The sequence below is a fragment of the Streptomyces sp. 3211.6 genome, from assembly GCF_003634815.1.
GTDB lineage: Bacteria > Actinomycetota > Actinomycetes > Streptomycetales > Streptomycetaceae > Streptomyces > Streptomyces katrae_A.
The window spans coordinates 6,785,449-6,809,306 of sequence record NZ_RBXC01000001.1 but is presented as its reverse complement, the minus strand read 5'-3'; the positions used below and the strand labels follow the sequence as shown (position 1 = coordinate 6,809,306).

Annotated in this window: 22 protein-coding genes and 2 pseudogenes; 11 read left to right on the top strand and 13 right to left on the bottom strand. The window is 74.6% G+C overall.

What is annotated here, in order from left to right; genetic code table 11:
* Positions 1–11: 11 nt before the first annotated feature.
* From BX286_RS31305 to BX286_RS31280, 6 genes are all read right to left on the bottom strand, one after another.
* Complete coding sequence (locus BX286_RS31305) at positions 12–422, bottom strand: co-chaperone YbbN (protein ID WP_079430847.1); 411 nt, start codon at positions 420–422, stop codon at positions 12–14.
* A 118-nt stretch (positions 423–540) separates the two neighbouring features.
* Entirely contained in the window at positions 541–1,980 is a 1,440-nt protein-coding gene (locus tag BX286_RS31300; RefSeq protein ID WP_100862337.1) for an aldehyde dehydrogenase family protein, read from the bottom strand.
* A 202-nt stretch (positions 1,981–2,182) separates the two neighbouring features.
* Positions 2,183–3,382, bottom strand: coding sequence for a thiolase family protein (locus BX286_RS31295; RefSeq protein ID WP_100862338.1), 1,200 nt, complete (start codon positions 3,380–3,382; stop codon positions 2,183–2,185).
* Between the two features lie 208 nt (positions 3,383–3,590).
* Entirely contained in the window at positions 3,591–4,694 is a 1,104-nt protein-coding gene (locus BX286_RS31290) for a serine hydrolase (RefSeq protein WP_148710305.1), read from the bottom strand.
* Between the two features lie 60 nt (positions 4,695–4,754).
* Positions 4,755–6,173 carry an RNA polymerase sigma factor gene (locus BX286_RS31285; protein ID WP_261993558.1) on the bottom strand — a complete coding sequence of 473 codons (1,419 nt, stop codon included), beginning with the start codon at positions 6,171–6,173 and terminating at the stop codon, positions 4,755–4,757.
* On the bottom strand, positions 6,170–6,577 hold the full coding sequence (locus BX286_RS31280) for a YciI family protein (RefSeq protein ID WP_121017008.1): 408 nt from the start codon (positions 6,575–6,577) through the stop codon (positions 6,170–6,172). The genes BX286_RS31285 and BX286_RS31280 overlap by 4 nt, the downstream gene beginning before the upstream one ends.
* A gap of 204 nt (positions 6,578–6,781) precedes the next feature.
* Between BX286_RS31280 and BX286_RS38110 the strand changes: the two genes are divergently transcribed.
* The 3 genes from BX286_RS38110 (at position 6,782) to BX286_RS31260 (ending at position 9,040) form a co-directional block, all read left to right on the top strand.
* Positions 6,782–7,186: an amidase family protein gene (locus BX286_RS38110; protein WP_187344223.1), complete on the top strand. Its 405-nt coding sequence runs from the start codon at positions 6,782–6,784 to the stop codon at positions 7,184–7,186.
* Positions 7,187–7,217: 31 nt separating this feature from the next.
* On the top strand, positions 7,218–7,649 hold the full coding sequence (locus tag BX286_RS31265) for an ester cyclase (RefSeq protein ID WP_079432088.1): 432 nt from the start codon (positions 7,218–7,220) through the stop codon (positions 7,647–7,649).
* 98 nt (positions 7,650–7,747) lie between these two features.
* Positions 7,748–9,040, top strand: a complete 1,293-nt coding sequence (locus BX286_RS31260) for a pyroglutamyl peptidase (RefSeq protein ID WP_121017006.1) — start codon at positions 7,748–7,750, stop codon at positions 9,038–9,040.
* Here the strand turns inward: BX286_RS31260 and BX286_RS31255 are convergent.
* Together BX286_RS31255 and BX286_RS31250 are read right to left on the bottom strand one after the other, a co-directional pair.
* Positions 9,037–10,518 carry a cellulose binding domain-containing protein gene (locus BX286_RS31255; protein ID WP_079430841.1) on the bottom strand — a complete coding sequence of 494 codons (1,482 nt, stop codon included), beginning with the start codon at positions 10,516–10,518 and terminating at the stop codon, positions 9,037–9,039. The genes BX286_RS31260 and BX286_RS31255 overlap by 4 nt on opposite strands.
* 155 nt (positions 10,519–10,673) lie before the next feature.
* The gene (locus BX286_RS31250; RefSeq protein WP_079430840.1) at positions 10,674–11,027 is read right to left on the bottom strand and encodes a VOC family protein; all 354 of its coding nucleotides are present in this window, start codon (positions 11,025–11,027) and stop codon (positions 10,674–10,676) included.
* 114 nt (positions 11,028–11,141) lie between these two features.
* Between BX286_RS31250 and BX286_RS31245 the strand changes: the two genes are divergently transcribed.
* On the top strand, positions 11,142–11,606 hold the full coding sequence (locus tag BX286_RS31245) for a type II toxin-antitoxin system PemK/MazF family toxin (RefSeq protein WP_079430839.1): 465 nt from the start codon (positions 11,142–11,144) through the stop codon (positions 11,604–11,606).
* Between the two features lie 28 nt (positions 11,607–11,634).
* Here BX286_RS31245 and BX286_RS31240 read toward each other — a convergent pair whose 3' ends face one another.
* Positions 11,635–12,459: a TIGR02452 family protein gene (locus BX286_RS31240; RefSeq protein WP_100862341.1), complete on the bottom strand. Its 825-nt coding sequence runs from the start codon at positions 12,457–12,459 to the stop codon at positions 11,635–11,637.
* 107 nt (positions 12,460–12,566) lie between these two features.
* Between BX286_RS31240 and egtA the strand changes: the two genes are divergently transcribed.
* Genes egtA through egtD form a run of 4 tightly spaced genes read left to right on the top strand, consistent with a single transcriptional unit; the run spans position 12,567 to position 17,033 of the window.
* Positions 12,567–13,970, top strand: a complete 1,404-nt coding sequence (egtA, locus tag BX286_RS31235) for an ergothioneine biosynthesis glutamate--cysteine ligase EgtA (RefSeq protein ID WP_121017004.1) — start codon at positions 12,567–12,569, stop codon at positions 13,968–13,970.
* Positions 13,967–15,289, top strand: a complete 1,323-nt coding sequence (gene egtB / locus BX286_RS31230; RefSeq protein WP_187344222.1) for an ergothioneine biosynthesis protein EgtB — start codon at positions 13,967–13,969, stop codon at positions 15,287–15,289. The genes egtA and egtB overlap by 4 nt, the downstream gene beginning before the upstream one ends.
* The gene (gene egtC / locus BX286_RS31225) at positions 15,289–16,047 is read left to right on the top strand and encodes an ergothioneine biosynthesis protein EgtC (protein ID WP_121017002.1); all 759 of its coding nucleotides are present in this window, start codon (positions 15,289–15,291) and stop codon (positions 16,045–16,047) included. The genes egtB and egtC overlap by 1 nt, the downstream gene beginning before the upstream one ends.
* Positions 16,044–17,033 (top strand): L-histidine N(alpha)-methyltransferase, encoded by a 990-nt coding sequence (gene egtD / locus BX286_RS31220; protein ID WP_121017000.1) that lies wholly within the window; start codon positions 16,044–16,046, stop codon positions 17,031–17,033. Before egtC ends, egtD begins: the two co-directional genes overlap by 4 nt.
* A 221-nt stretch (positions 17,034–17,254) precedes the next feature.
* On the opposite strand, the pseudogene BX286_RS31215 reads toward egtD, so the two are convergent.
* The 3 genes and pseudogenes from BX286_RS31215 to BX286_RS31205 all read right to left on the bottom strand — a co-directional run.
* Positions 17,255–18,097, bottom strand: a pseudogene (locus BX286_RS31215) (lysophospholipid acyltransferase family protein); the annotation flags it as partial.
* On the bottom strand, positions 18,094–18,918 hold the full coding sequence (locus BX286_RS31210) for a GNAT family N-acetyltransferase (protein WP_100862344.1): 825 nt from the start codon (positions 18,916–18,918) through the stop codon (positions 18,094–18,096). The pseudogene BX286_RS31215 and the gene BX286_RS31210, both read right to left, overlap by 4 nt.
* Before the next feature lie 354 nt (positions 18,919–19,272).
* A complete protein-coding gene (locus tag BX286_RS31205; RefSeq protein ID WP_121016998.1) occupies positions 19,273–20,538 on the bottom strand; it encodes an extracellular solute-binding protein in 1,266 nt (421 codons plus the stop codon).
* Positions 20,539–20,700: 162 nt separating this feature from the next.
* On the opposite strand from BX286_RS31205, the gene BX286_RS31200 reads away from it, so the two are divergent.
* The 3 genes from BX286_RS31200 (at position 20,701) to BX286_RS31190 (ending at position 22,605) form a co-directional block, all read left to right on the top strand.
* Positions 20,701–20,916 (top strand): dodecin, encoded by a 216-nt coding sequence (locus tag BX286_RS31200; protein ID WP_045951223.1) that lies wholly within the window; start codon positions 20,701–20,703, stop codon positions 20,914–20,916.
* A gap of 117 nt (positions 20,917–21,033) precedes the next feature.
* Complete coding sequence (locus tag BX286_RS31195) at positions 21,034–21,537, top strand: hypothetical protein (protein ID WP_079430831.1); 504 nt, start codon at positions 21,034–21,036, stop codon at positions 21,535–21,537.
* Positions 21,538–21,612: 75 nt separating this feature from the next.
* Entirely contained in the window at positions 21,613–22,605 is a 993-nt protein-coding gene (locus BX286_RS31190; protein WP_079430830.1) for an MsnO8 family LLM class oxidoreductase, read from the top strand.
* Positions 22,606–22,749: 144 nt separating this feature from the next.
* Here the strand turns inward: BX286_RS31190 and BX286_RS31185 are convergent.
* A pseudogene (locus BX286_RS31185) lies at positions 22,750–23,591 on the bottom strand (IS5 family transposase).
* Between the last annotated feature and the right edge of the window lie 267 nt (positions 23,592–23,858).

Sequence of the window (23,858 nt, the reverse complement as noted above, 5' to 3'; positions counted from 1 at the left end):
GTCCGGCAAGCTCAGCCCTCCGGCGTGCCGGGGGCGGCGCCCTCCTCCTCGTCCGGCGCCGCCTGCTGCTGCGCGGCGATCTTCTGGCGGACCTCGTCCATGTCGAGGGCCCGGGCCTGGCCGATCAGGTCGGTGAGGGCGGCCTCCGGCAGGGCGCCGGGCTGCGCGAAGATCGCCACCTGGTCCCGGACGATCATCAGCGTGGGGATCGAGGTGATCTGGAAGGCCTGCGCCAGCTCCTGCTGGGCCTCGGTGTCCACCTTGGCGAACACCAGGTCCGGGTTGGCCTCCGAGGCCTTCTCGTAGACGGGGGCGAACTGGAGGCAGGGGCGGCACCAGCCGGCCCAGAAGTCGATCAGCACGAACGGGTTCTCGCCGACCGTGCGGTCGAAGTTCTCCTTGGTGAGCTCGACGGTAGCCACGGTTTCCTGACCTCCTGGTCGCTGCGTCGCCGCATCGCCGTACGTCCTGCGGTGCGTCCTACTTGCCCTGCTGGAACGAACGGCCGCGCCGTGGCATTCCGCTCCGGCTGCGGCTTCCCTAGAAGGGGTGGCCGGCGGGGGTCCGGCGGACCGTGGTCCAGCGGAGTTCGGTGAAGGCGTCCAGGTTGGCCTCGCCGCCGAAGCGGGCACCCGTGCCGGAGGCGCCGACCCCGCCGAAGGGGGCCACCGCCTCGTCGTTCACGGTCTGGTCGTTGACGTGCGCGATGCCGGTCGGGATGCGGTCGGCCAGCTCCAGGCCGCGGGCCGCGTCGCGGGTGACGATGCCCAGGGAGAGCCCGTACGGACCGGCGGAGGCCAGCTCCACGGCCTCGTCCTCGGTGGTGAAGGAGCGTACGGGCGCCACGGGGCCGAAGACCTCCTCGGTGTAGGCGGGGGTGTCGTCGCCGACCCCCGCGAGCACGGTCGGCCGGTAGAAGAGGCCCTCGTAGGTCCCTCCGGCGAGGAGCTTGGCGCCCCGCTCCAGGCTGTCCTCGACCAGCCCGTGGACCCGCGCCAGCTGGGTCTCGTCCAGGAGCGGCCCGAGGTGGACGCGCTCGCGGTGGGGGTCGCCGACGGTGAGCGCCTCGGCACGCGCGGACAGCCGCTCCACGTACTCGTCGTAGAGCGAGGCGTGGACGAGGTGGCGTCCGGCGGTCATGCAGATCTGGCCCTGGTGGAAGAAGGAGCCCCAGGAGGCCTGTGCGACGGCGGCCTCGACATCGGCGTCGGCGAGCACGACGAGCGCCGAGTTCCCGCCCAACTCCAGGTGCGCGCGCTTGAGGTGACGGCCCGCCAGTTCGCCGACGGAGCGGCCGGCGGCGGTGGACCCGGTGAAGGAGACGACGCGCACGCGCGGGTCGGCCACCACTGCGGCGCCCGTCTCGGCCCCGCCGGGCAGGACGTGCAGCAGCCCGGCCGGGAGCCCTGCGGCGGCGAACACGGCGGCCAGGGCGAGTCCGCCGCAGACGGCGGTCCGGCGGTCCGGCTTGAGCAGCACCGCGTTGCCGAGGGCGAGGGCGGGCGCGACGGAGCGTATGGAGAGGATCAGCGGCGCGTTGAACGGGGCCACCACCCCGACCACCCCGGCCGGGACGCGGCGGGTGTAGGAGAGCCGGGGCGCCTCGCTGGGCAGCACCTGCCCGGCCGGGCGGGAGGCCAGCGCGGCGGCCTCGTAGCACTCCTGGGCGGCGACGTGCAGTTCGAAGTCCGCCTTGCCGGGGACCGAACCCGACTCCCGTACGAGCCACTCCCGCAGCTCGTCGGCGTGCGCCGTGAACAGGTCCCCGGCCCGGCGCAGCACGGCGGCCCGTCCGATGTGACCGGCCCCCGCCCAGTCCCGCTGCGCGGCCGCCGCCCGTACGGCCGCCTCCGCGACGTCGGCGGGGGCGGCGAGGTCGAGGGTGGCGAGGGTCCGCCCGGTGGCGGGTTCGACGACCGGGGCCGTACCGCCGGTGAGGGTGGGTCCGTCCTGCCAGAGTGTCGGATCGAGCAGCGGCATGACGCGGGGCCTCCGGAGGGGTGGGCGGGGCGGGGGGCGGCGGTGGCAGGCGCCATCGTGCCAGACCCGGGGCTCCGGATTCTGTTCAGTTATTGGGCAGTTGGTGCGGCGGGCTGTCCGGAAACGATCGCTACGCCGGGGGGGCCGGGCCGGGCCCTGGCAGGGCCCGGCCCGGGTGGGTGGGGCGTGGTGGGGGTGTCGTTCAGCGTTCCAGGACCAGGGCGATGCCCTGGCCGACGCCGATGCACAGGGCCGCCATGCCCGTGCCCGAGCCCGCGGCCGCCAGCTGGTGGGCGACCGAGCCCGCCAGCCGTGCGCCCGAGGCGCCGAGGGGGTGTCCGATCGCGATGGCGCCGCCGCGCGGGTTGACCACGGCGGGGTCCAGCTCCGGCCAGGCCGCCAGGCAGCCCAGCGCCTGCGCCGCGAAGGCCTCGTTCAGTTCGAAGGCGGCCAGGCCGGAGAGGCTACGGCCGGCCTTGGTGAGGGCGCGCTGGACGGCGTCCACCGGGCCGAGGCCGAAGAACTGGGGCTCGATGCCGGTGACGGCGGAGGCGCTGATCCGTGCGAGCGGCTCACGGCCCGTGGCGGCCAGGCCCGCCTCGTCGGTGAGGAGGAGGGCTGCGGCCCCGTCGTTGAGGGGCGAGGCGTTGCCGGCGGTCACGGTGCCGGAGCCGTCCGTCCGGAAGGCCGGCTTGAGGCGGGCGAGGGCCTCGGGGGTCGAGCCCTCGCGGATGCACTCGTCGCGCAGGAGTTCCACGCCGGGGTACGGGACGACCTCGCCGTCGTACAGCCCGGCGTTCCAGGCCGCGGCGGCCTTGCGGTGGCTGTCGAGGGCGAAGGCGTCCTGGGCCTCGCGGGTGATGCCGTGCTTCTCCGCGATGAGCTCGGCGCCCTCGCCGAGCGAGCCGGTCCACTCCGCCGGCATGCGGGGGTTGGTCATCCGCCAGCCGAGGGTGGTGGACCACATCTGCTGGTGCCCGGCGGGGTGCGCGCGCTCGGGCTTCTGCACCACCCAGGGGGCCCGGGTCATCGACTCGACGCCGCCGGCGATGGCGACGGAGGCGTCGCCCAGGGCGATGGCACGGGCCGCCTGGATCACGGCTTCGAGGCCGGAGCCGCAGAGGCGGTTGACGGTGGCGCCGGGGACGGTGACGGGCAGCCCGGCGAGGAGCACGGCCATGCGGGCCACGTCGCGGTTGTCCTCGCCCGCGCCGTTGGCGTCGCCGAAGACGACGTCGTCGATGCGGGCGGGGTCGAGGTCGGGGGTCCGGTCGACGAGGGCGCGCACGACGTGCGCGGCGAGGTCGTCGGGGCGGACTCCGGCGAGGGCGCCGCCGAACTTGCCGATGGGGGTGCGGACGGCGTCGACGACGTAGACGTCGCGGACGGTGCGGATGCTCATGGGGGCTCTCCTGGGCGACTCCGTACGATCGGCGGCGCGCCGGCGCCGATGTGGGCACCGGAGCACACCACCGGGCACGCCCGGTGGGGCGCGCCCGCAGTCTCCGCCGCGGTGTCACTGCGTGTCAACGGGGTCCAGGGGCGGCCGGGGCCCTGGCCGGGCGGTTTGCGGGGGGGCTGGGCCGCCCGCCCGGTTGCGGGGGGGGGCGTCAGCCGGCCCAGATGTCCATGAGCTGCTTCGCGGCGCGGAAGCTGTCGGGGGCTTCCGTGTTGCACACCACCGTGACGGCGGTGTTCCGGTCCGGGCTCACCTCGAAGGTGCTGTGGAACTGCTCCCAGTCGCCGCGGTGCACCAGGCCCTTGTCGGGGAGGACGAGGATCCCGGCTCCGTACCGGCCCGCCTCGACGCCCCGCCGGCTCAGGGCGTCGCCCACGTCGACCGCACCTCGGGTGACTGCGTCGAGGAGCTGCTGTCCGCCGATGCGCCCGGTGCGGTAGTTGTCGGCCCAGCGGACGAGCTCCCCGGGCGTCGTCTGCACGGCCCCGTCCCCGTACTGCTTCCAGGGGGAGGCGTTGGGGGTGTACGCGCCGTCCTTCTCGTCGTACGACTTCGCCTTGCCGGGGAGGTCCGCGGCCGGGGAGACCGACATGCTCAGGTGCAGCGGGGTGAAGAACTCCTGCTGGAGGAAGGCCGCGAACGGCTTGCCCGTGACCCTTTCGACGACGTGCGCCAGGAGGACGTAGTTGGAGTTGGAGTAGGCGAAGTGCTTGCCCGGCGGCTCCTGCGGCCGGGAGGCGAGGATGGCCGCGATCGCCTCCTGCTGGCCCGCCGGATCCGTCAGCTTGACGCCCTTGGCCTCCAGCAGGTCCTGGTAGTCGGGAATGCCGCTGGTATGACGCATGAGGTCGCCCAGTGTGACGTCCCGGGTCCAGGCCGGCGGGTGGTCGAGGAAGTCGGACAGGGGTGCGTTCAGGGTGAGCTGACCCCGTCCGGCCAGTAGGAGGACGGCGTCCGCGGTGAACTGCTTGGAGTTGGACGCCATGTCGAAGACGGTCTTCGGGGTGATGTCGCGTCCGGTGGCCAGATCGGCCTTCCCCCTCCCCTCCTCCCAGACGACGTCGCCGCGCCGCCCGACCGCGGCCGCGCAGCCCGGGGCGTCGGTGGCGGGCACCAGTTGTTCGAGGACCGCCGCACTGCGCCGGTCGCGGTCGCCGTCGCCGGCCGCCGCGTGCGCCTGCGGGCTCGCGAAACCGGACAGGACGCCCATGATCACGGCGCTCCCGGCCGCGCACAACGACACCGTCCGACGCACCTGGACCACCTTCTTCCCTACCCCCGAGGGTGCTCCGGCGGCCCTGCCCCGGCCAGTCGATCAAGAGCCGGCGGTTCCCGGGTCCGGGCGGTCGTCGTGGACGGGAGGGCCGGCGTTGAGACGGGCCGCCTGCCGGGTGAGGTGGGTGCGCTCGGCCAGGGTCGGGGCCCGGTGGGCGGCCTCCGCGTACAGCCGGGCGGCGGCGGCCCGGTCGCCCGTGCGTTCGTGCAGCCACGCGGCGACGGCGGTGTACCGGGGCAGGTCCGGGTCGAGATCGGCCAGCGCGGCGAGGCCGGCCCGGGGCCCGTCGGCCTCGCCGACGGCCACCGCCCGGTTGAGGCGGGCGACGGGGCTGCCGGTGAGCCGGACGAGTTCGTCGTACCACTCCACGATCTGGGGCCAGTCGGTCTCCGCGGCGCTGGGGGCGTCGGCGTGCAGGGCGGCGATGGCGGCCTGGGCCTGGTACTCCCCGAGGCGGTCGCGGGCCAGTGCGGCCTGCAGGATCCCGATGCCCTCGGCGATGGCCGACGTGTCCCAGCGGCCGCGGTCCTGTTCGGCGAGCGGGACGAGGCTGCCGTCGGGGGCGGTCCGGGCGGCGCGGCGGGCGTGGTGGAGGAGCATCAGGGCGAGCAGCCCGGCCGGTTCGGGGTGGTCGACGGCGGCGGCGAGCCGGCGGGTGAGGCGGATGGCTTCGGCGGCGAGGTCGACGTCGCCCGAGTAGCCCTCGTTGAAGACGAGATAGAGGACGCGCAGCACGGTGGCCACGTCGCCGGGCCGGTCGAGGCGGACGCCCGAGACGGTGCGCTTGGCACGGCTGATGCGCTGGGCCATGGTCGCCTCGGGCACGAGGTAGGCGCGGGCGATCTGGCGGGTGGTGAGGCCGCCGACGGCGCGCAGGGTGAGGGCGACGGCCGAGGACGGGGAGAGGGCGGGGTGCGCGCACAGGAAGTAGAGGCTGAGGGTGTCGTCGGCGGCGGGCGCGGGGCCCGGCTCCGGTTCGCGGTCGGCCAGGTCCTCACGGCGCCGGCGGGCCGCGTCGGCGCGGGTGGCGTCGAGGAAGCGGCGCCAGGCGGCGGTGACGAGCCATCCCCGGGGGTCGCGGGGCGGGTCGGCCGGGCAGGTGCGGAGGGCGTCGAGGAGGGCTTCCTGTACCGCGTCCTCGGCGGCCGCGAAGTCGGCGCCGCGCCGCACGAGGATGCCGAGGACGGCCGGCGTGAGCTCGCGCAGCAGCGCCTCGTCGACGGCGGCCGGAGCGGCCCCGCCCTCGGCGGCGGGGTGCGGCGCCCCGGCCGCGGCCGGGGGTTGCGGCGACACACCGGCCTCGGCCGCGGGGTGCGGACGGGCACCCGCCGCGGCGGTCGCGGGCGGCGGGGCCCCGCCCGGGACCGCGGGGTCCTGGGCGGGGCGGGAGCCGGGGGCGGGGGCGGCGTCGGGGGCGGGGCCGGTGGGGCCGGGGCGGGTCATGGGGGCGCCGTTCACTCCGTGATCGTGGGCGGCTCGGACATGAAGGGGCGCAGCTCCAGCCACTCGTGGATCGGGCGGCCGCCGGCGCCCGGGGCGGCCGACAGCTCGGCGGCGAGCTCCAGGGCCCGGTCGTGGCTGTCCACGTCGATCACCATCCAGCCGGCGATCAGGTCCTTGGTCTCGGCGAACGGACCGTCGGTGACGGCGGGGCGGCCCTCGCCGTCGTAGCGGACCCACGTGCCCTCCGGTGCCAGGGCCTGGGCGTCCACGAATTCGCCGGTCTGCTCCAGCTTCGCCGCGAAGTCGCGCATGTACCGGATGTGGTCGGAGACCTCCTGCGGGGTCCAGCGGTCCATGGGGACGTCGTTGCTGGGGGCCGGGGCGCCGCGGTAGTGCTTCAGCAGCAGGTACTTGGCCATGACGGTTCTCCTCGATCCGTTCCGACGCGTCCATTCTGGCCGCGTTCACCCCTGGGACGGAGCCGGCGCCGGGTTCTCGACATCTCCGCCGAAGATTTTTTTCCCGGCCGTCCCGGAGCGCCCTGCGGGGCGCTGCGGGAGGGTGCGGGCCGGACCGTTTGCGCTTACCGTCGCTATTACCGACCGGTAGGGGGGAGGCAGCCGATGACGGACACCGTTTCAGGGCTCGCGGAGATGGCCACGGCACTGGTCGAAGGGCGGGTGAATGCACAGGAGTTGACGGAGCGTTCGCTGGCGCGGATCGCAGCCGCGCAGCCCTCCCTCAACGCCTTCCGGATCGTCCGCGCCGAGGCCGCACTGGCCGAGGCGGAGGCCGCCGACCGGCGGCTGGCCCGCGGCGAGCGGCTGCCGTTGCTGGCTTGGCCCGGCGCACTCCGAGCCCCGGCTGCTGTCGCTGGCGGCGCAGCTGGAGGCGGCGGAGGGCTGGGCGGCGCACTGGCCACCGGGGGTCGGCCGATCGGAACTGGCCGATCAGGCTGGAATTTGACGGCAGTTGACACGTGCTTGACCACCCGCATACCCGACGCGCCTAAGCTCACCGCGACTTGATCCACACCATGATCGACAGGGGGTGCACGCCATGGGCGTGCAGGACGACAACAAGCAGGCCGTGCTCGGTTTCTTCACCGCCGTCAGCGAACGGCGCACCGCGGACCTGCCGCAGTACATGACCGAGGACGTGATCGACCACAACCAGATCATCCACGGCGAGCCCGACGAGCCGGGTGCGGCCTTCGAGGGGCTGCGCCGGCAGCTGGCGGCGTTCGATCCGCTGACCGTCCGGGTGGAGGAGCTGGTCGCGGAGGACGAGCGGGTCGTCGCCCGCGTGGTCATGTCCGGTACGCACGGCGGCACACATCCGCGTATGCCGGAGCCGACGGGCCGTTCCTTCGAGAACGAGGCGATCTGGCTGTTCACCCTGACCGGAGGCCGGATCTCGCAGATCCGCGCGGTCAGCGACCGGCTGGGCCTGTTCCTCCAGCTGGGCTGGGACTGGCCCCGGACCGACTGATCCGGGCCGCGCTCCCGGGCCACGGCCTCCGTGGCCGTGGCCCCGGCGCCCGTACCGCCGCCCGGAAGTCGCCTCCCGGACCCGGCACCCTCTATGTAATGTCACACGGCATGATGCTCTTACGCCGTACGGCCCTCGCCGCCGCCCTCCTCGGGATCACCGCCCTGCTCCCGGCCGCCACCGCCCACGCGGACCCCGCGCCCGCCTGCACCGCCGGAGCGCAGGCGCCCGCCGCGCCCGACGCCGAACAGGGCCGGCTCTCCGATCCCCGGGCGACCGCTTTCCCCGGGCGGGCCGGCCTCGACGGCTTCGTACGCCGCTTCCCGGCCGCGCTGTGCGGCGTACGCGACGCCGCCGGGGCGGAGCGGCTGCTCGACGCGTGGGGCGAGGCCCTGTGGCAGGCCGCGGTGAACCGGGCCCAGGGGCGCCGGCCGGGCGGTGACCTGCCGGACCGGGACGACCGGCCGCTGTACTGGACCCGGCTCGCGATGACCGTGCAACTCGACGCCTGGCAGCCCGGGTTCACGGTGGACCGGGCCGCGCTGAAGTCCCGGTTCGAGGACGCCTCGCGGGGTCTGAGCGCCAACGAGTTCCGCGGCACCCGGGGCGTCCGGCGGATCTTCGTCAGCGGGTTCGACCCCTTCGGCCTGGACACCGAGCTGCGGCGGGCCAACCCCTCCGGCTTGGCGGCCCTCCAGCTCAACGGCCGCCGCATCACCCTGGCCGACGGCACCACCGCCGAGATCCGGGCCGTCGTCCTGCCGGTCCGCTACGCCGACTTCGACGCCGGGATCGTCGAACGGGCCTACGCGCCCCGGCTGGCGGCGGGCCCCCGCTCCGCCGACATGATCACCAGCATCAGCCAGGGCTACCCCGGCCTGTTCACCCTGGAGGCCTGGGCCGGCCGCAACCGCTCGGCCGACCCGTACCCCGACAACGCCGGCGCCCTGGCGGGCGGTACGCCCGAGCACCCGGCCACCGCGCCGGGCCTCGGTCCCGGCGCGGAGTTCCTGCGCACCAGCCTGCCCACGGACGCCATGACCGCCGTCCAGGCGCCCTACCCCGTACGGCTCAACACCGCCGTCACCGAGATACCGGCCGGGGAGACGGCTCCGGTGGACCGCGAGGACGGGCCCACCCCCGGCTCCCGCGCCGTCGCGGGCGGGGGCGGCGGCTACCTCTCCAACGAGGTCGCCTACCGCTCCAACCGGCTCCGGCTGGAACTGCGCCCCGCCCTGCCCGGCGGGCACCTGCACACCCCCGTCCTGACGGGCCTGCCCGCCGAGCCGGACCGGCTGACCGGGCCGGAGTTCGAGCGGAACGAGGCCGCGATCACCGCGCAGGTGCTGGAGCTGCTCCGCGCCTCCTCCGGGGGCCCCGCCACGCCCTAACGCAGTGCGCCGAAGGCCCTGGTGAAGGCCAGCGGCTGCTGGAGGACCGAACTGCAGGTGGGCTCCGCGTGGTTCAGCGCGCCCGCGGGGCACTGGGCGTCGCGGGCCGCGGACCACATGGCCAGCCGTCCGATGCCCTTCGCCGAGGCGAACTCCACGAGCTGCGTCGCGTCGGAGACGGAGAAGACCTCCGACGCGACGTCGTTGACGCCGATCATCGGGGTGACGGCCAGGGCCTTCCAGGCCGCCTGGTCGGACAGTCCGAGGACCCCCTTCAGCTGGGCCTGGGTGGCCGTCGCGGCCTGGATGGCGTACTGCCCCATGTCCCCGCCGTACGCCTGCCCGTAGTCCATCGCCATGATGTTGACGGAGTCGATCCGCACCCCGCCCCGGCGGGCGTCGGCGAGCAGGGCCACGCCCGGCTGGGTCAGCCCTTCGGGCATCACCGGCAGGGTGAACGCCACGTCCAGGCCCGGGTGGGACTGCTGCAGCCGGGCTATGGCCTGGGCGCGGCGGGAGTTGGCGGCGGTGTCGGGCAGGGCCGCGCCCTCGATGTCGAAGTCGACTTTGGTCAGCCGGTACTGGTCGACCACCTTCCCGTAGGCCGCCGCCAGCTCGTCGGCGCTCGCGCAGTTCAGCGCCAGCTCGCGGCCGGCGGCCCCGCCGAAGGACACCCGCACGTCGCCGCCCCGGGCGCGCAGCGCGCCGATCTGGCCCGCCACCTTGTCGCTCGCCAGATCGGTGACCCCGCCCCACAGCGGGGTGCACCCGGCGCCGGCGGTGACGAAGGCGAGGTGGAACTCCCGCACCCCGGTGCTCGTCGCGGTGTCGAGGAGGTCGTAGGCCGGGTAGAGGGAGGTGTCGACGTACGGCGCGAAGCGCGCCCCGCCCCCGCCGGGCCCGGGGGCCGGCGCGGTCGCGGTGGGCTTGGCGGTGGGGGCGGACGTCGCGGAGGCCGTCGCCACCGGTCCCTTCGTGGCGGTCGGGGCCGGGGCGGGCGGGGTGGTGGGGCGGCCGCTGGGCTGCGGGGTCGCGCTCTGGTCGACGGAGCACTTGACCCCGTTGATCAGGCACCCCTTGGGGGCGCCGGGGGCACCGGCGCCGCTCGCGACGAAGCCGACGGTGACGGAGGCCCCGGGCGCGAGCTCCCGGTTCCAGCTCGCGGGCTTCACGGTGACGTGCTGCCCGTCGACGGTGTGGGTGCCGTTCCACAGGGAGTCGATCCTCGTGCCGGCCGGCAGGTCGAACCGCAGGGTCCAGTCCGACTGGGTGCGGCCGGTGCCGTTGGTGATGACGTACTGGCCGGTGTAACCACCGCTCCAGGCGCTGGAGGTGGTGTACACGGCGCCGACGGCGGTGGCCTGCGCGGTACCGGTGAACGCGAGGGCCGCGCCGCCGATCACCGCCGCCACCACGATCGCGCCCGCGGCCTTCGCCCTGCCGCCGGCCCTGCGACGGTGACGGGTGGTGCTGCCCATGGCGTGCCTGCCTCTATTACTGGGGAGTTGGGGATGCGGCAGCACGCTAGCGGCCCCGAAACGGACAATCGTTCGTTTCGGGGTGCGATGTGGGAACCCTAAGCTCCGCTTAAGGCGGCGGTAAGGGGGCCATCAGGGTGGATCAGGCGGGCCGCTCAGGCGGGCTGCCACAGTTCCACGCGGTTTCCCTCCGGGTCGGTGACCCAGGCGAAGCGGCCCACGCCCTGCATCTCCTGGACCTCCCCGGCCACATCGGCGCCCTTCGCCCGCAGCTGCACGAGCATCGCGTCCAGGTCGCGGACGCGGAAGTTGAGCATGGTCCCCTGGGCGCGGGAGCCGAAGTACTCCGTACCGGCTTCGAAGGCAGCGAACACGGTAGGCCCGGACTCCGGCCGCCACAGGCCGTGTTCGTCGAGGTCCAGGCCCAGGCAGTCGCGGTACCACGCGGTCAGGGCCGCCGGGTCGCTCGCCCGGATGAAATAGCCGCCGATTCCCAGCACTCGTTCCATGCCGCCATCCTGCCAGGGCGGGCGCCCGCGAGGGCCGAGGCGCCGCCGGGCCGGACGGGACCGGCGCCGCCCTCCTCCCCCTCCCGGGCCCGCGCACCCGCTAACCTCGCCCGGATGACGGCACTTTCACATCACGGCAACGGATACGTCGAGCAGCCCGGGCGGGACGGCTTCGCCGCCACCGTCGAGGCCGACCCCCTCGCGATCGGCCCGGTCCGCACCGAGTACGCCCCCGACCCGGACGGGGACCCCGACCCCGGGGAGATCGTGTGGACCTGGGTCCCGTTCGAGGAGAACGACGGGCGGGGCAAGGACCGGCCGGTGCTGGTGGTCGCGCGCGAGGCGGGCGGGTCGACCGTGCTGGCGGTCCAGCTGTCCAGCAAGCGGCACGACGCCGACCGGGAGTGGGTCCCGATCGGCTCCGGCCCCTGGGACGCCGCCGGGCGGGAGTCCTGGGTGGACGTCGACCGGGTGCTGCGGGTCCACGAGGCGGGCATGCGCCGCGAGGCCTGCGCCCTGGACCGGCCCCGCTTCCAGCGGGTGGTCGACCGCCTGCGCGAGCGCTACGGCTGGCGGTAGCCGGACGGGCCCGGACCCGCTCTCGGACTCAGGCGTCGGCGAAGGCCCGGGTGAAGGCTTCGCGCGGGGCCGGGTTGCGGTCCAGGACGGCGAAGACGACCCGGTCGAAGGTTCCCGTGAAGCGGCCCGTCAGCAGGTGGCGGAAGGCCTCCGCCACCTCCGCCGGGTCGTTGCGGAACACCCCGCAGCCCCAGGCGCCGAGCACCAGCGCCCGGTAGCCGTGCAGTGCGGCCACCTCCAGGACGCGCTCCGCCCGACGGGCCAGGGCCGCCGGGATCTCCGGGGCTCGTTCCGGCTCCTGGCGGCGGATCGTGCCCGCGTTCGGGGCCGGGGAGGTGAGGAACCCGGCCCGGAACGGGGTCTCCAGCAGGTCGCCCCGGTCGTCGCGGAACACCGGCACCCCGGGTGAGTGGATCACCCGGTCGGTGTAGAAGGTGCTCCTGCCCGCTCGGTGGACCTCGTAGTACTCCGGGGCCTCCAGCAGGGTCTCGTACAGCGCCGAGGCCCGGCAGAGCGCCTCCTCCTGCGCCTTGGCGCCGCGGACGTAGCCGCCGCCGGGATTGCGGGCCGAGGCGAAGTTCAGCACCGCGACCGGGCCCTGGCCGGGCGGCTGCGCGAGGCGACGCGCCGCGGCCGTGCTGCTCTCCCCCGTGACCTCGAAGACCGTCCGCAGGCTCCCCCTGACGGACCCATCGTCTGGAATGACCGAGTTTGGCCCATATATCCTGGTTCCGGCCTTGGCTTCCGCCAGGCCGGCGGCGAGGGAGACCCACCGCCCCGACCGCGTCCGGTACCCGCCGGCCGCCACGACCAGTGCGTTCTCCCGCGCGATCTCGCGCAATCTGCTGCTCACGCGGCAATCCTGCGGCGCGGGCACGGGAGCGGCAAAGGAATTAGCACCCCGAGGACGGGTAGGCACGGGTGACATCACGGCCGACTACAGGAGACGAGGTTCCGGTCATGTCCGAGAACTCACCCGCTCCACACGTCCACGATCCCGCGGATTCCGCGGACGCCCACCTCGGCGAGGCGGCCGCCGAGGACCTGATCCACGGCATCTGCTTCAAGACCGGTCCGCCCCGCACCCTCGGCGCCGAGCTCGAATGGCTCGTCCTGGACGCCGAGCGCCCCTGGCTGCCGCTTCCCCCCGACCGCCTCACCGACGCCCACGCGGCCGCCCGGGCCCTGCCCCTGGGGTCCCGGGTCACCGTCGAACCCGGCGGCCAGCTGGAGCTCAGCTCCGCCCCCGCCGCCTCCCTCACCGCCTGCCTCGACGGGCTCCGCGCCGACCTCGCCGCCGTACGGGGCGCCCTGCGCGAGCGCGGCCTCGTCCTCCACGGCCTCGGCGAGGACCCCCGAAAGCCCCTGCGCCGCCTCCTGGCCAGCCCGCGCTACGACGCGATGGAGACCTACTTCGACCGCACCGGCCCCGCCGGCCGGGCCATGATGCGCTCCTCCGCCTCCGTGCAGGTCTGCGTGGACGCCGGGCACGAGGAGCCGGGCCCGCTCGGGTACGGGAGGCGCTGGCGGCTCGCCCACCTCCTGGGCGCCGTACTCGTGGCCGCCTTCGCCAACTCCCCCGGCCGCGAGGGCCCGTACGAGGGCTGGCGGTGCGCGCGGCAGGGGATCTGGAGCGACATCGACCCGCGGCGCGCACTGGCCCCGCCCCTGGACGCCGAACCCCGTGCGGCCTGGGCCGCGCACGCGCTGGACACCGAGGTGATGTGCGTACGGGGGGCCGGCGACGGATCCTGGACGGTGCCGCACGGTCTGACCTTCCGCGACTGGCTGCGCACGGACGGCCACGGACCGGGCCCCGCCCGGCGGCCCACGGCCGCGGACCTGGAGTACCACCTCACCACCCTCTTCCCGCCCGTGCGCCCGCGCGGCCACCTGGAGCTGCGGATGATCGACGCGCAGCCCGGGGAGGACGGCTGGACGGTCCCGGTGGCCGTGGTGCACGCACTCTTCGACGACCCGGAGGCCGCCGAGACGGCCTACCGGGCGGTGAAGGCCCTGGCCGACGCCTACGGGACCCGGAGCGCGCCCCGCAACCCGCTGTGGCGGACCGCCGCACGCGGCGCGCTGGCGGACCCGGACCTGCGGGCGGCCGCCACGGCCTGCTTCGCGGCGGCCGCGGAGGCCCTGCCCCGGCTCGGAGCGGACCGCTGCGTCCAGGACGCGGTGGAGGCCTTCGCCGGGCGCTACGTGAGGCGCGGGCGCTGCCCGGCCGACGACGTGGACCACGCCCTGGTCGCCGGACGCACCCGGGCCGCCGCGAGCACCGCTCCGGCAGCCATGGAAGACACCGGCCCGGCGGCACACCGCCGGCGGCCGCCCGCCGCGAAGGGACCGCGCCCGTGACCACCGAGACCCACCCCGAGATCCGTCCCGACGTGCTGCGCGAGCGTGCCGCGGCCGCCCTGACCGCCGCCCGGGCCCGTACGGCCGGGCTGACCGACGTCGTCAGCGACCCGGACCTGACCGCGCAGCACTCCCCCCTGATGTCCCCGCTGGTGTGGGACCTGGCGCACATCGGGAACCAGGAGGAGCTGTGGCTGCTGCGCAACGTGGCCGGCCGCGAGTTCCTGCGTCCCGAGATCAACTCCCTGTACGACGCCTTCCAGCACCCGCGCGCGGAGCGGCCGAAGCTGCCACTGCTGGGCCCGGAGGAGGCCCGCCGGTACGCGGCCGAGGTCCGCGGGCGGGTGTTCGACCTGCTGGACCGCACCCCGCTGGAGGGAACGGCCCTGCTCGACCGGGGGTTCGCCTTCGGGATGATCGCCCAGCACGAGCAGCAGCACGACGAGACCATGCTGATCACCCATCAGCTACGGGCGGGCGAACCCGTACTGACCGCAGAGGATCCGCAGCCGCCGCAGGGTCCGGCCCCGGCCGCGGCCGAAGTACTGGTGCCGGGAGGCCCGTTCATCATGGGCACCTCGGCCGAGCCGTGGGCACTGGACAACGAACGGCCCGCGCACGTGCGGGAGGTGGGCTCCTTCTGGATCGACACCGTGCCGGTGACCAACGGCGCCTACCAGGCCTTCATCGCGGACGGCGGCTACACGGACCCCCGCTGGTGGGCGGCCGAGGGCTGGGAGCAGATCCGTAGGCATGACATCGGGGCCCCGCTGTTCTGGCAGCGCGAGGCCGGCCAGTGGCTGCGCCGCCGGTTCGGGGTGACCGAGCCGGTGCCCGACGACGAACCGGTCCTGCACGTGAGCTGGTACGAGGCCGACGCCTACGCCCGCTGGGCGGGCCGCCGGCTGCCCACCGAGGCGGAGTGGGAGAAGGCGGCCCGCCACGACCCGGCCGCCGGCCGCTCCCGCCGCTACCCCTGGGGCGACGCCGATCCGACCCCCCTCCACGCCAACCTGGGCCAGCGCCACCTGCGCCCGGCCCGCGCCGGCTGCTACCCGGCCGGGGCCTCCCCGCTGGGGGTGCGCCAGCTCATCGGCGACGTGTGGGAGTGGACCGCCTCGGACTTCCTGCCCTACCCGGGGTTCCGCGCCTTCCCGTACCGGGAGTACTCGGAGGTGTTCTTCGGGCCGGAGCACAAGGTGCTGCGCGGCGGTTCGTTCGCGGTCGACCCGGTGGCCTGCCGGGGCACGTTCCGCAACTGGGACCTGCCGGTGCGCCGGCAGATCTTCTCCGGCTTCCGTACCGCGAGGGGCGTCTGATGTGCCGTCACCTTGCCTATCTGGGACCGGAGATACCCCTGAGCGCCGTACTGGGCGATCCGCAGCACTCGCTCGTGCGGCAGTCCTGGGCGCCGCGCCGGCAGCGGTACGGCACCGTCAACGCCGACGGCTTCGGCGTCGGCTGGTACGCGGCCGGCGACCCGGTTCCGGCCCGCTACCGGCGCGCCGGGCCCGTGTGGGGGGACGAGGGCTTCGCCGACCTGGGCCGGGTGGTGCGCAGCGGGGCCCTGCTGGCCGCCGTGCGCGACGCCACCTTCGCGGGCACGGACGGGGAGGCCGCGGCGGCCCCGTTCGCCTCGGGGCCCTGGCTGTTCAGCCACAACGGTGCGGTACGCGGCTGGCCGGACACGGCGGCGCCGCTCGCGGCGGCCCTGCCGGCCCACGCCCTGCTGGAGCTGGCCGCGCGCACCGATTCCGCGCTGGTGTGGGCCCTGGTCCTGCACCGGCTGCGGCAGGGCGACGACCCGGGCACGGCCCTGGCGGAGGCGGTCCGCGAACTGGCCGCCGCGGCCCCGGGCTCCCGGCTGAACCTGCTGCTCACCGACGGCGTCTCGATCGCCGCCACCGCCTGGGGCGATTCCCTCTGGTACCTGCCCGGCAGCCCGTCGGGGCGGGTGGTCGTGGCGTCCGAGCCGTACGACGACGACACCGGCTGGTGCGAGGTGCCCGACCGGAGCCTGCTGACCGCTACCCGCACGCGGGTCGCCCTGATCCCCCTGAAGGAGAGCACCCCGTGAGCGACTTCCAGATGACCCGGACCCTCGACGAGCACGCCGCCGACAGGGCGCTGCGCAAGGACGTCCTGAGCGGGATGACCCGCTTCCCCAAGGAGCTGCCGCCGAAGTGGTTCTACGACGCCCGGGGCAGTGAACTCTTCGAGGAGATCACCCGGTTGCCGGAGTACTACCCGACGCGCGCCGAGCGGGAGATCCTGCTGGAGCGGGCCCGGGAGATCGCGGCGGTCAGCGGGGCGCGCACGCTGGTGGAGCTGGGCTCCGGCTCCTCGGAGAAGACCCGGCACCTGATCGAGGCGCTGCCGGCGCTGGAGACGTACGTCCCGGTGGACGTCAGCGAGAGCGCCCTGACGGGGGCGGCGGAGGCGCTGCTGGCGGCGCATCCGGGGCTGAAGGTGCACGCGCTGCTGGCGGACTTCACGGGGCCGCTGCACCTGCCCGACTCTCCCGGGCCGCGGCTGGTGGTGTTCCTGGGCGGCACGATCGGGAACCTGCTGCCGCCGGAGCGGGCGGTGTTCCTGGCGTCCGTACGGGCGATGCTCTCGCCGGGGGACGCGTTGCTGATGGGCACGGACCTGGTGAAGGACGAGGCCGTGCTGGTGGCGGCGTACGACGACGCGCAGGGGGTGACGTCGGAGTTCGACAAGAACGTGCTGGCCGTGATCGACCGGGAGCTGGGCGCGGACTTCCACACCGCCGACTTCGACCACGTGGCGGTGTGGAACCGGGAGCACGAATGGATCGAGATGCGGCTGCGGGCCCGGTCGGCGGTGACGGTGAAGATCCGGGCGCTGGATCTGGTGGTGCCCTTCGCCGAGGGTGAGGAGATCCTCACGGAGATCTCGGCGAAGTTCCGTCAGGAGGGGGTGCGGAAGGAACTCGCGGAGGCGGGGCTGGAGTTGTCCCACTGGTGGACGGACTCCGAGGGCCGGTTCGCGCTGTCGCTGTCGGTGGCGGACGGCTCGGTGGACTCGGTGGCCGTGGACTGAGCCGAGGACCGGCGTACGGGCGCGCGCGGGGCCGGGGTGTGCGGGGCCGCTCCGTGCGCGGCCGGGGTGTGCGCGGCCGGGGTGTGCAGGGCCGTGTGCGGGGCCGGTGCGTGCGCCGCCGGTGTGTTTGCGGCCGCTCCGTGCGCGGACGGTGCGTGTGCGGCCGGTGCGTTTGCGGCCGCTCCGTGCGCGGACGGTGCGTGTGCGGCCGGGGTGTGCTGTGGGCGCTGCTGGGCCGGTACGCCGGCCAGCGGGGTCCGCTGCGGCTCCCGGGTCCCGAGGACCGCCCGCTGCGCGGCCGCCGCGAGCGCGCGCCGGTCGGCGTGACGGCCCTCGGGGATCCGGGGCAGCAGCCGCACCTCGGCGCGTACGCCCCGGGCGCGGGCGATCCGCCACAGGGAGGCGGTCAGCGTGTCGTCCCCGACGAAGGCGGGCGCCCCGGCGAACTCCCCGTCCCCCAGCCGGTAGGCGATCCGCACGGGCTGTACGGGCACCCCCGCGTCCAGCGCCGCCTGGAACGCGGCCCGCCGGAACGGCCCCTGGGCGCGCCCGCACCAGGTGCAGCCCTCGGGGAAGACGGTGACCCGGTCCCCGGCGCTCAGCGCCCGGGCGATCGTCGCCACGGTCCGGGGCAGGGCCCGGATCCGGTCGCGTTCGATGAACAGGGTGCCCGCCCGGGCGGCGAGCCGCCCCAGCACCGGCCAGGCGCCGATCTCGCTCTTGGCCAGCATCCGGCTGGGCAGGGCGGCTGCGACGAGCGGGATGTCCGTCCAGGAGATGTGGTTGGCGACGATGAGGCGGCCCCCGTCCGGTCCCGGGGTGCCGTGCACGGTGATCCGTATCCCCAGGGACCGCAGGAGCACGGTGCACCAGGCCCGGATCAGCGCGCGCCGGGGCCGGGCGGGCAGCAGCCGCACCGGCGGGGCGGCCGGGACCGCCAGCAGGACCAGCGCGAGGGTGCCGGCCAGCCGGAGCACCGCGTGCGGGACGCTCGCGGCCCGGCCCGGGTGGCCGGCGCAGGCCTGCGGGGTGCAGGGCGCGGTGGGGAGCAGCCAGTTGCTCATGCGGCCGGGGCGAGCGAGAGGAAGTGGCTCAGGTAGCGCGGGTTGGTCCGGCGCAGCGAGAGCAGCACGTACAGGTCGGCGCAGCCGAACTCGGCGTCGAGGGCGGGCTCCCCGCAGACCCAGGCGCCGAGGCGGATGTAGCCGCGCAGCAGCGGCGGCAGCTCCAGGCGGGTGCCGGGGAGGGTGACGCCCTCGGGGCTCCACGGCAGGTGCGGGGTGACCCGGTACTCCTGCGGGGCGAGGTTGCGGGCCAGGACGGTCTCGCGGGTGGCCGCGGCCAGCACCCCGCCGTCGGCGAGCGGTATCGAGCAGCACCCGGCGAGCCAGTTGTGGCCGGTGCGCTCCATGTAGCGGGCGAGGCCGGCCCAGATGAGCGCGATGACGGCGCCGTTGCGGTGGTCGGGGTGGACGCAGGAGCGGCCGACCTCGACCAGGTCGGAACGGATCGGGGCGAGGGCGGAGAGGTCGAACTCGCCCTCGGAGTAGAGCCGTCCGGCGACCGCGGCGCGCTCCGGGGGCAGCAGCCGGTAGGTGCCGACGACCTGGCCGGTCTCCTCGTCGAGGACCAGGAGGTGGTCGCAGTAGGCGTCGAAGGCGTCGGAGTCCAGGCCCGGCTCGGGGCCGTCGAGGCGGGCACCGAGCTCTCCGGCGAAGACCTGGTGGCGCAGCCGCTGGGCGGCGCGGACCTCGTCCTCGTCACGGGCGAGGCGGACGGCGTACCGGGGGGCGGCGGAGGGGGCGGCGGGTGCGGCGGGGGCCGGGGCGGGGACGGCCGGGGCTGCGGGTGCGAGGGGGGACGGGGACAGGGGGGCGATGGTCATGGCTGCTCCTGATCCGGGCACGGGGAGCCGGGCCGCGGGTGGCGGACCCGGCTCCTTTACTTCTTCCGTGACCGGCTGGATTCGACATGACCGCCCAGCGGCCCCCGGATGTGCGGAGGCTGAACTCGGCGGGCGGCGACGGGCCGGGCGCGCAGCTCAGCGGCTCAGCGGCCCGTCGGATCAGCAGATCATGAGCCCGCCCGCCACACGGATCAGGCGCCCGTCCGCCGCACGGATCAGGCGCCCGGCGGACGGCCTCGGCGTTCGGACCTCAGGGGCCTGGGCTCAGGGGCCTGGGCCCAGGGGTCTGGGCTCAGGGGTCTGGGCCCAGGGGCCGGGGGCAGCGTTCGGGGCTCAGCGGTCGGAGTTCAGGACCTGGGCCATGGTCTCCGAGGCCGTTTTCGCCGCCTGGCGGGGGTCCTGGCCGCTGAGCACGGCCGTCATGTAGGGCTTGAGCGGGTTCTTGGCCTCGACTGCGGCCCAGCGCCCGGACTTCGGCGTGGCCCGGCCCTGGGCGGCTCCGGCGGCCATCGCGGCGGCGCCCTCGTTGCCCTCGACCACCCGGGCGAGGGTGGTCTTGTTGGGGACGTAGCTCATGGTGCGGGCGAGCTCCGTCTGCCATTTCTCGCTGACCAGGGCGGTGATCAGGTCGACGGCGTCGGTCCGGTTCGCCGTCTTCGCCGGGATGATCAGGTCGGAGCCGCCGGTGAGGACGGAGCCGGCCTTCTCCGAGGTCTTGCCGGGGATGGGGAAGTAGCCGAGCTTGCCCTTGAGCGCGGGGTCGGCCGCCTCGATCGCGGCCGCCTGCCCGGGCGGGGCGATGATCTGGGCGACCTGGCCGCGCGCGAAGACCTCGGCCTGCGGGGGCGTCTCCTCGTCGGCGTTCTTCGGGCCCTTGCCGAGGGCCTGGAGCTGCTTGTAGAAGTCCATCCCGGCGAGGGCCTTCTCGTCGTCGAGGGCGCCCACCCACTGGCCGCCCGTCTCGACGGCGAGCTCGCCGCCCTCGTCCCAGACGAAGCCGGCGAGGACGTACCAGTTCTGGCCGGGGAGGTAGATGCCCTGCTGATCGCCCTTGTCGAGCTTCTGGGTGGCCGAAATCCACTCCTGGCGGTTCTTGGGCGGGGTCTTGATCCCGGCGTTCGCGAAGAGGTCCTTGTTGTAGATGACCACCCGGTTGGCGGCGTACCAGGGGACGCCGTACTGGGCCCCGTTGACGCTTCCCGGGTCGGAGAGGCCCTTGAGCCAGTCCTTGCTGCCCCAGGTGCGCAGGCCCTCCAGGGTGAGCTCGGAGAGCCCGCCGGTCTCGACGTACTGGGCCACCTGGGTGTTGCCGACCTCGATGACGTCGGCGTGCTCCTTGCCCTTGCCGGCGAGGACGGCGTTGACCTTGTCGCCGATGCCCTTCCACTCCTGGATCTTCACGTCCAGGTGGATGCCGGGGTGCTCCTTCTCGAAGTCGGCGGTGAACTTCTCGATGAACCCCTCCGAGGCGCTGCCCTTCATCAGCCAGAGCGTCACCGTCCGGGGCCCGCCGTCCGATCCGGCCAGAACGCCGCAGCCGGCGGTCAGGGCGGTGGCTGCCGCGAGGGCCGTGCACACGGCGAGGAAGCGCTTCTTCACGAGGGTCACCTTCTGGGCTGGATCTCAGATGGCTTGAAATTGGCATAGACCAATGGGCCGGTCAAGGGGCTTCCCGCCGGGACTGTTCACGCAAAGTTCGCGGACACGGCCTTACTGGGGCACCGTGGAACAAGGCAAAAGCGACAACTGGCGGGAGGCCCCATGTCCAACCACACCTACCGGGTGACCGAGATCGTCGGCACCTCCCACGAGGGCATCGATCAGGCCATCCGGAACGGGATCACGCGCGCCGGGCAGACCCTGCGCAACCTGGACTGGTTCGAGGTCACACAGGTGCGCGGGCACATCGAGAACGGGCAGATCGCGCACTACCAGGTCGGACTGAAGGTGGGCTTCCGCCTCGACGGCGAGGACTGACGGACCGACGGGCCGTCCGCGAGCCCGCCCGCGGGGACCCCTGCCGCGCTCCCGGGCGGCCCGGCGGCCCGGCGCCCCGGCGGCCGGGTCGCGCAGCGCTGCGCCTAGGCTGCGGGCATGACCGAGACCACCGCACCGCGCCGTCCGCTGGCCGTCTTCGACATCGACAACACGCTCGCCGACACCGGCCACCGCCAGCACTTCCTGGAGCGCCGGCCCCGCGACTGGGACGGGTTCTTCGGCGCGGCGCCTGCCGACCCGCCGCTCGCGCGCGGGGTGGAACTGGCGGTGCAGAGCGCGGCCGACTGCGAAGTGGTGTACCTGACCGGCCGGCCGGAGCGCTGCCGGGCGGACACCGCCGACTGGCTGGCCCGGCACGGGCTGCCCGAGGGCCGGGTGTGGATGCGCGGCGACCGGGACCGGCGGCCGGCCCGCGTGACCAAGCTGGAGGTTCTCCAGCGGATCGCGCGGGGCCGCGAGGTGCGGGTGCTGGTCGACGACGACCAGCTCGTCTGCCAGGCCGCCCGCGCCGCAGGCTTCACGGTGCTGGCGGCGGACTGGGCGGCGCAGTCGGCGGAGCTCAAGAGCGCGCAGGAGAGCGAGGGCGGGAGCCGTACCTGAGGAGGGGGAGCCGTACCTGACGAGGGGACCCCGGCTGCCGGGAATCCCCGGCGGCGCCGGGCGTTGAAGAGGGGTGTGATCCCAAGAATCTCGGTCCTCGACCGGTCCCGCGTCCGCGAGGGACACCCGGCGGCACAGGCCCTGCGCGACACGGTGGAACTCGCCCGCGCCACCGAGGAACTGGGCTACCACCGCTTCTGGGTGTCGGAGCACCACAGCGTGCCCGGGGTCGCCGGTTCCGCCCCCACCGTCCTGGCCGCGGCCGTGGCGGCCGCCACCCGGCGGATCCGGGTCGGCACGGGCGGCGTGATGCTGCCCAACCACCAGCCGCTGGTGGTCGCCGAGCAGTTCGGGGTGCTGGAGGCGCTGTTCCCCGGCCGGATCGACATGGGCCTCGGCCGCTCGGTCGGCTTCACCGGCGGCATCCGGCGCGCCCTGGGCCGTGACACGGGCGACGCCGACCGGTTCGAGGAGCAGCTGGCGGAGCTGCTGGGCTGGATCGACGGCACCCAGCGCGTCCACCCCGAGGTGCACGCCCGTCCGGCGGAGGGGCTGCGGATCCCGCCGTTCGTGCTGGCCACCGGCGCGGGTGCGTCCATCGCCGCCCGGGCCGGGCTGCCGGTGGTGGTGGGCGACCTGCGGGCCCGCGCCCGGGTGGCGGAGGCCGTCGCGGCGTACCGCAGGGAGTTCCGGCCGTCGGCGTGGGGCGCCGAGCCGTACGTGGTGGTCTCGGGGACGGTGGCGGTCGCGGAGAGCGAGGAGGCCGCGCGGCGGATCCTGGTGCCGGAGGCCTGGTCCCTGGCGCACTCGCGGACGCGGGGCAGCTTCCCGCCCCTGCGGCCGGCCGAAGAGGTCGAGGCGATGGAGCTCGGCCCGAAGGAGCGGGAGCTGTACGAGGGCGCCCTCGCCGGGCACCTCGCGGGTACGGAGGAACGGGTCGCGGCCGGCCTGGCCGCCCTGGCGGAGGCCACCGGGGCGGACGAGCTGCTGGTCACCACTTCCACGTACGACCGGGCGGCCCTGCTCGACTCCTTCCGCCGGCTGTCGCGGATCGCCGGGCTGCGGTAGCTCCGGATGCCGTGGCCCCGGCTGCCGGGGTCACGGCTGCCAGGGCCCACGGCCGCCGGGGCTCCGCGCGCCGTGGGCCCTGCTGCCATGGCTCCGGCCGCACCACCGGACCTCGTACGCCACAAAGACCGACCGGCAGATGGATCACTTGAGGCGTCGGGTCGTGGGGCGGGTGTCCCAGCGGTAGCGGCTGGTCGCGCGGCGGATGAGCATACGGAGCGTGACGAGTGCGGCGGCAAGGTCGAGGTAGAAGTCCACGGCCTGACCGGCCTTCTCGGTGCAACGTCGCAGCTTGCCGTAGCCGTTCATCCAGGAGTGGGTCCGCTCGATTACCCACCGCTTCCCGGCCTGGATCGGGGCGGGGACCCCTTTGCGGGCGATCTCGCCGGTGAAGCCGAACTCGTCCAGCAAGAAACGGGGCTGGGCACTGTCGTAGCCGCGGTCAAGGTTGACGTTCACCTCCACTGGCAGGGGCCCGACCTGAGCTTTCATCGCTTCCAGAGTGGGACGGAGCAGAGGTGAGTCGTGTCGGTTGGCACCGGTGGAGACGATGCCCAGCGGCACCCCGGCCTCGTCCGAGGACACCGATCGCCTCAGGCCCCGCTTGCCCCGGTCGACTGGGGAGCGGCCGGCCCGCTGGCCACCCGAGGGTGCCTCGGTGATGCAGCCGTCCACGGCGATCTCGGCCAGTCCAAGGCCGATCATGCGGTCGTGTGCCTCGAGAGCCAGCGCATGGACCTGCTCCGATATCCCCATCTGGGCCCATGATTTGATGCGGCGCCGGATCGTGCGGTCCGAGCAGCCAGGACTGGAGATCCGTTCGTACCCGGAACCGTGCACCAGAGCCTGCACGATGTGCTCGAAGACCACCCGGTCCGGGATCCGACGGCGTGGCAGCCCAGCGGATGGGTCGCCGCGAACTCACCCCGCGTCGGCAGTAGGGCGGCGAACTGATTCCACAGGGGTTCGAGCAGGCAAGACGGCACTGGGGGGCACGGGCCCTCCGGTGATCACTGAGCGAAGAGAACTCCACGCGCGTGCCTGCCCTCACGGCCGGGATGACATCCCGCGGCAGCCAGCACCATGCGCCGGTTTACGCGCGGGCGCCTGGCCCATGGCCCCTCGGCTGACGACCAGCACGGCGGCATCCCCGGACAAGGCCCACCGCCACGACCATCAGCACGATCCCGACCAGATCGGGCCCGTACGAAACCTCCATGGACCCCATGGCGCCCGGGTGTGGCCGCACCTCG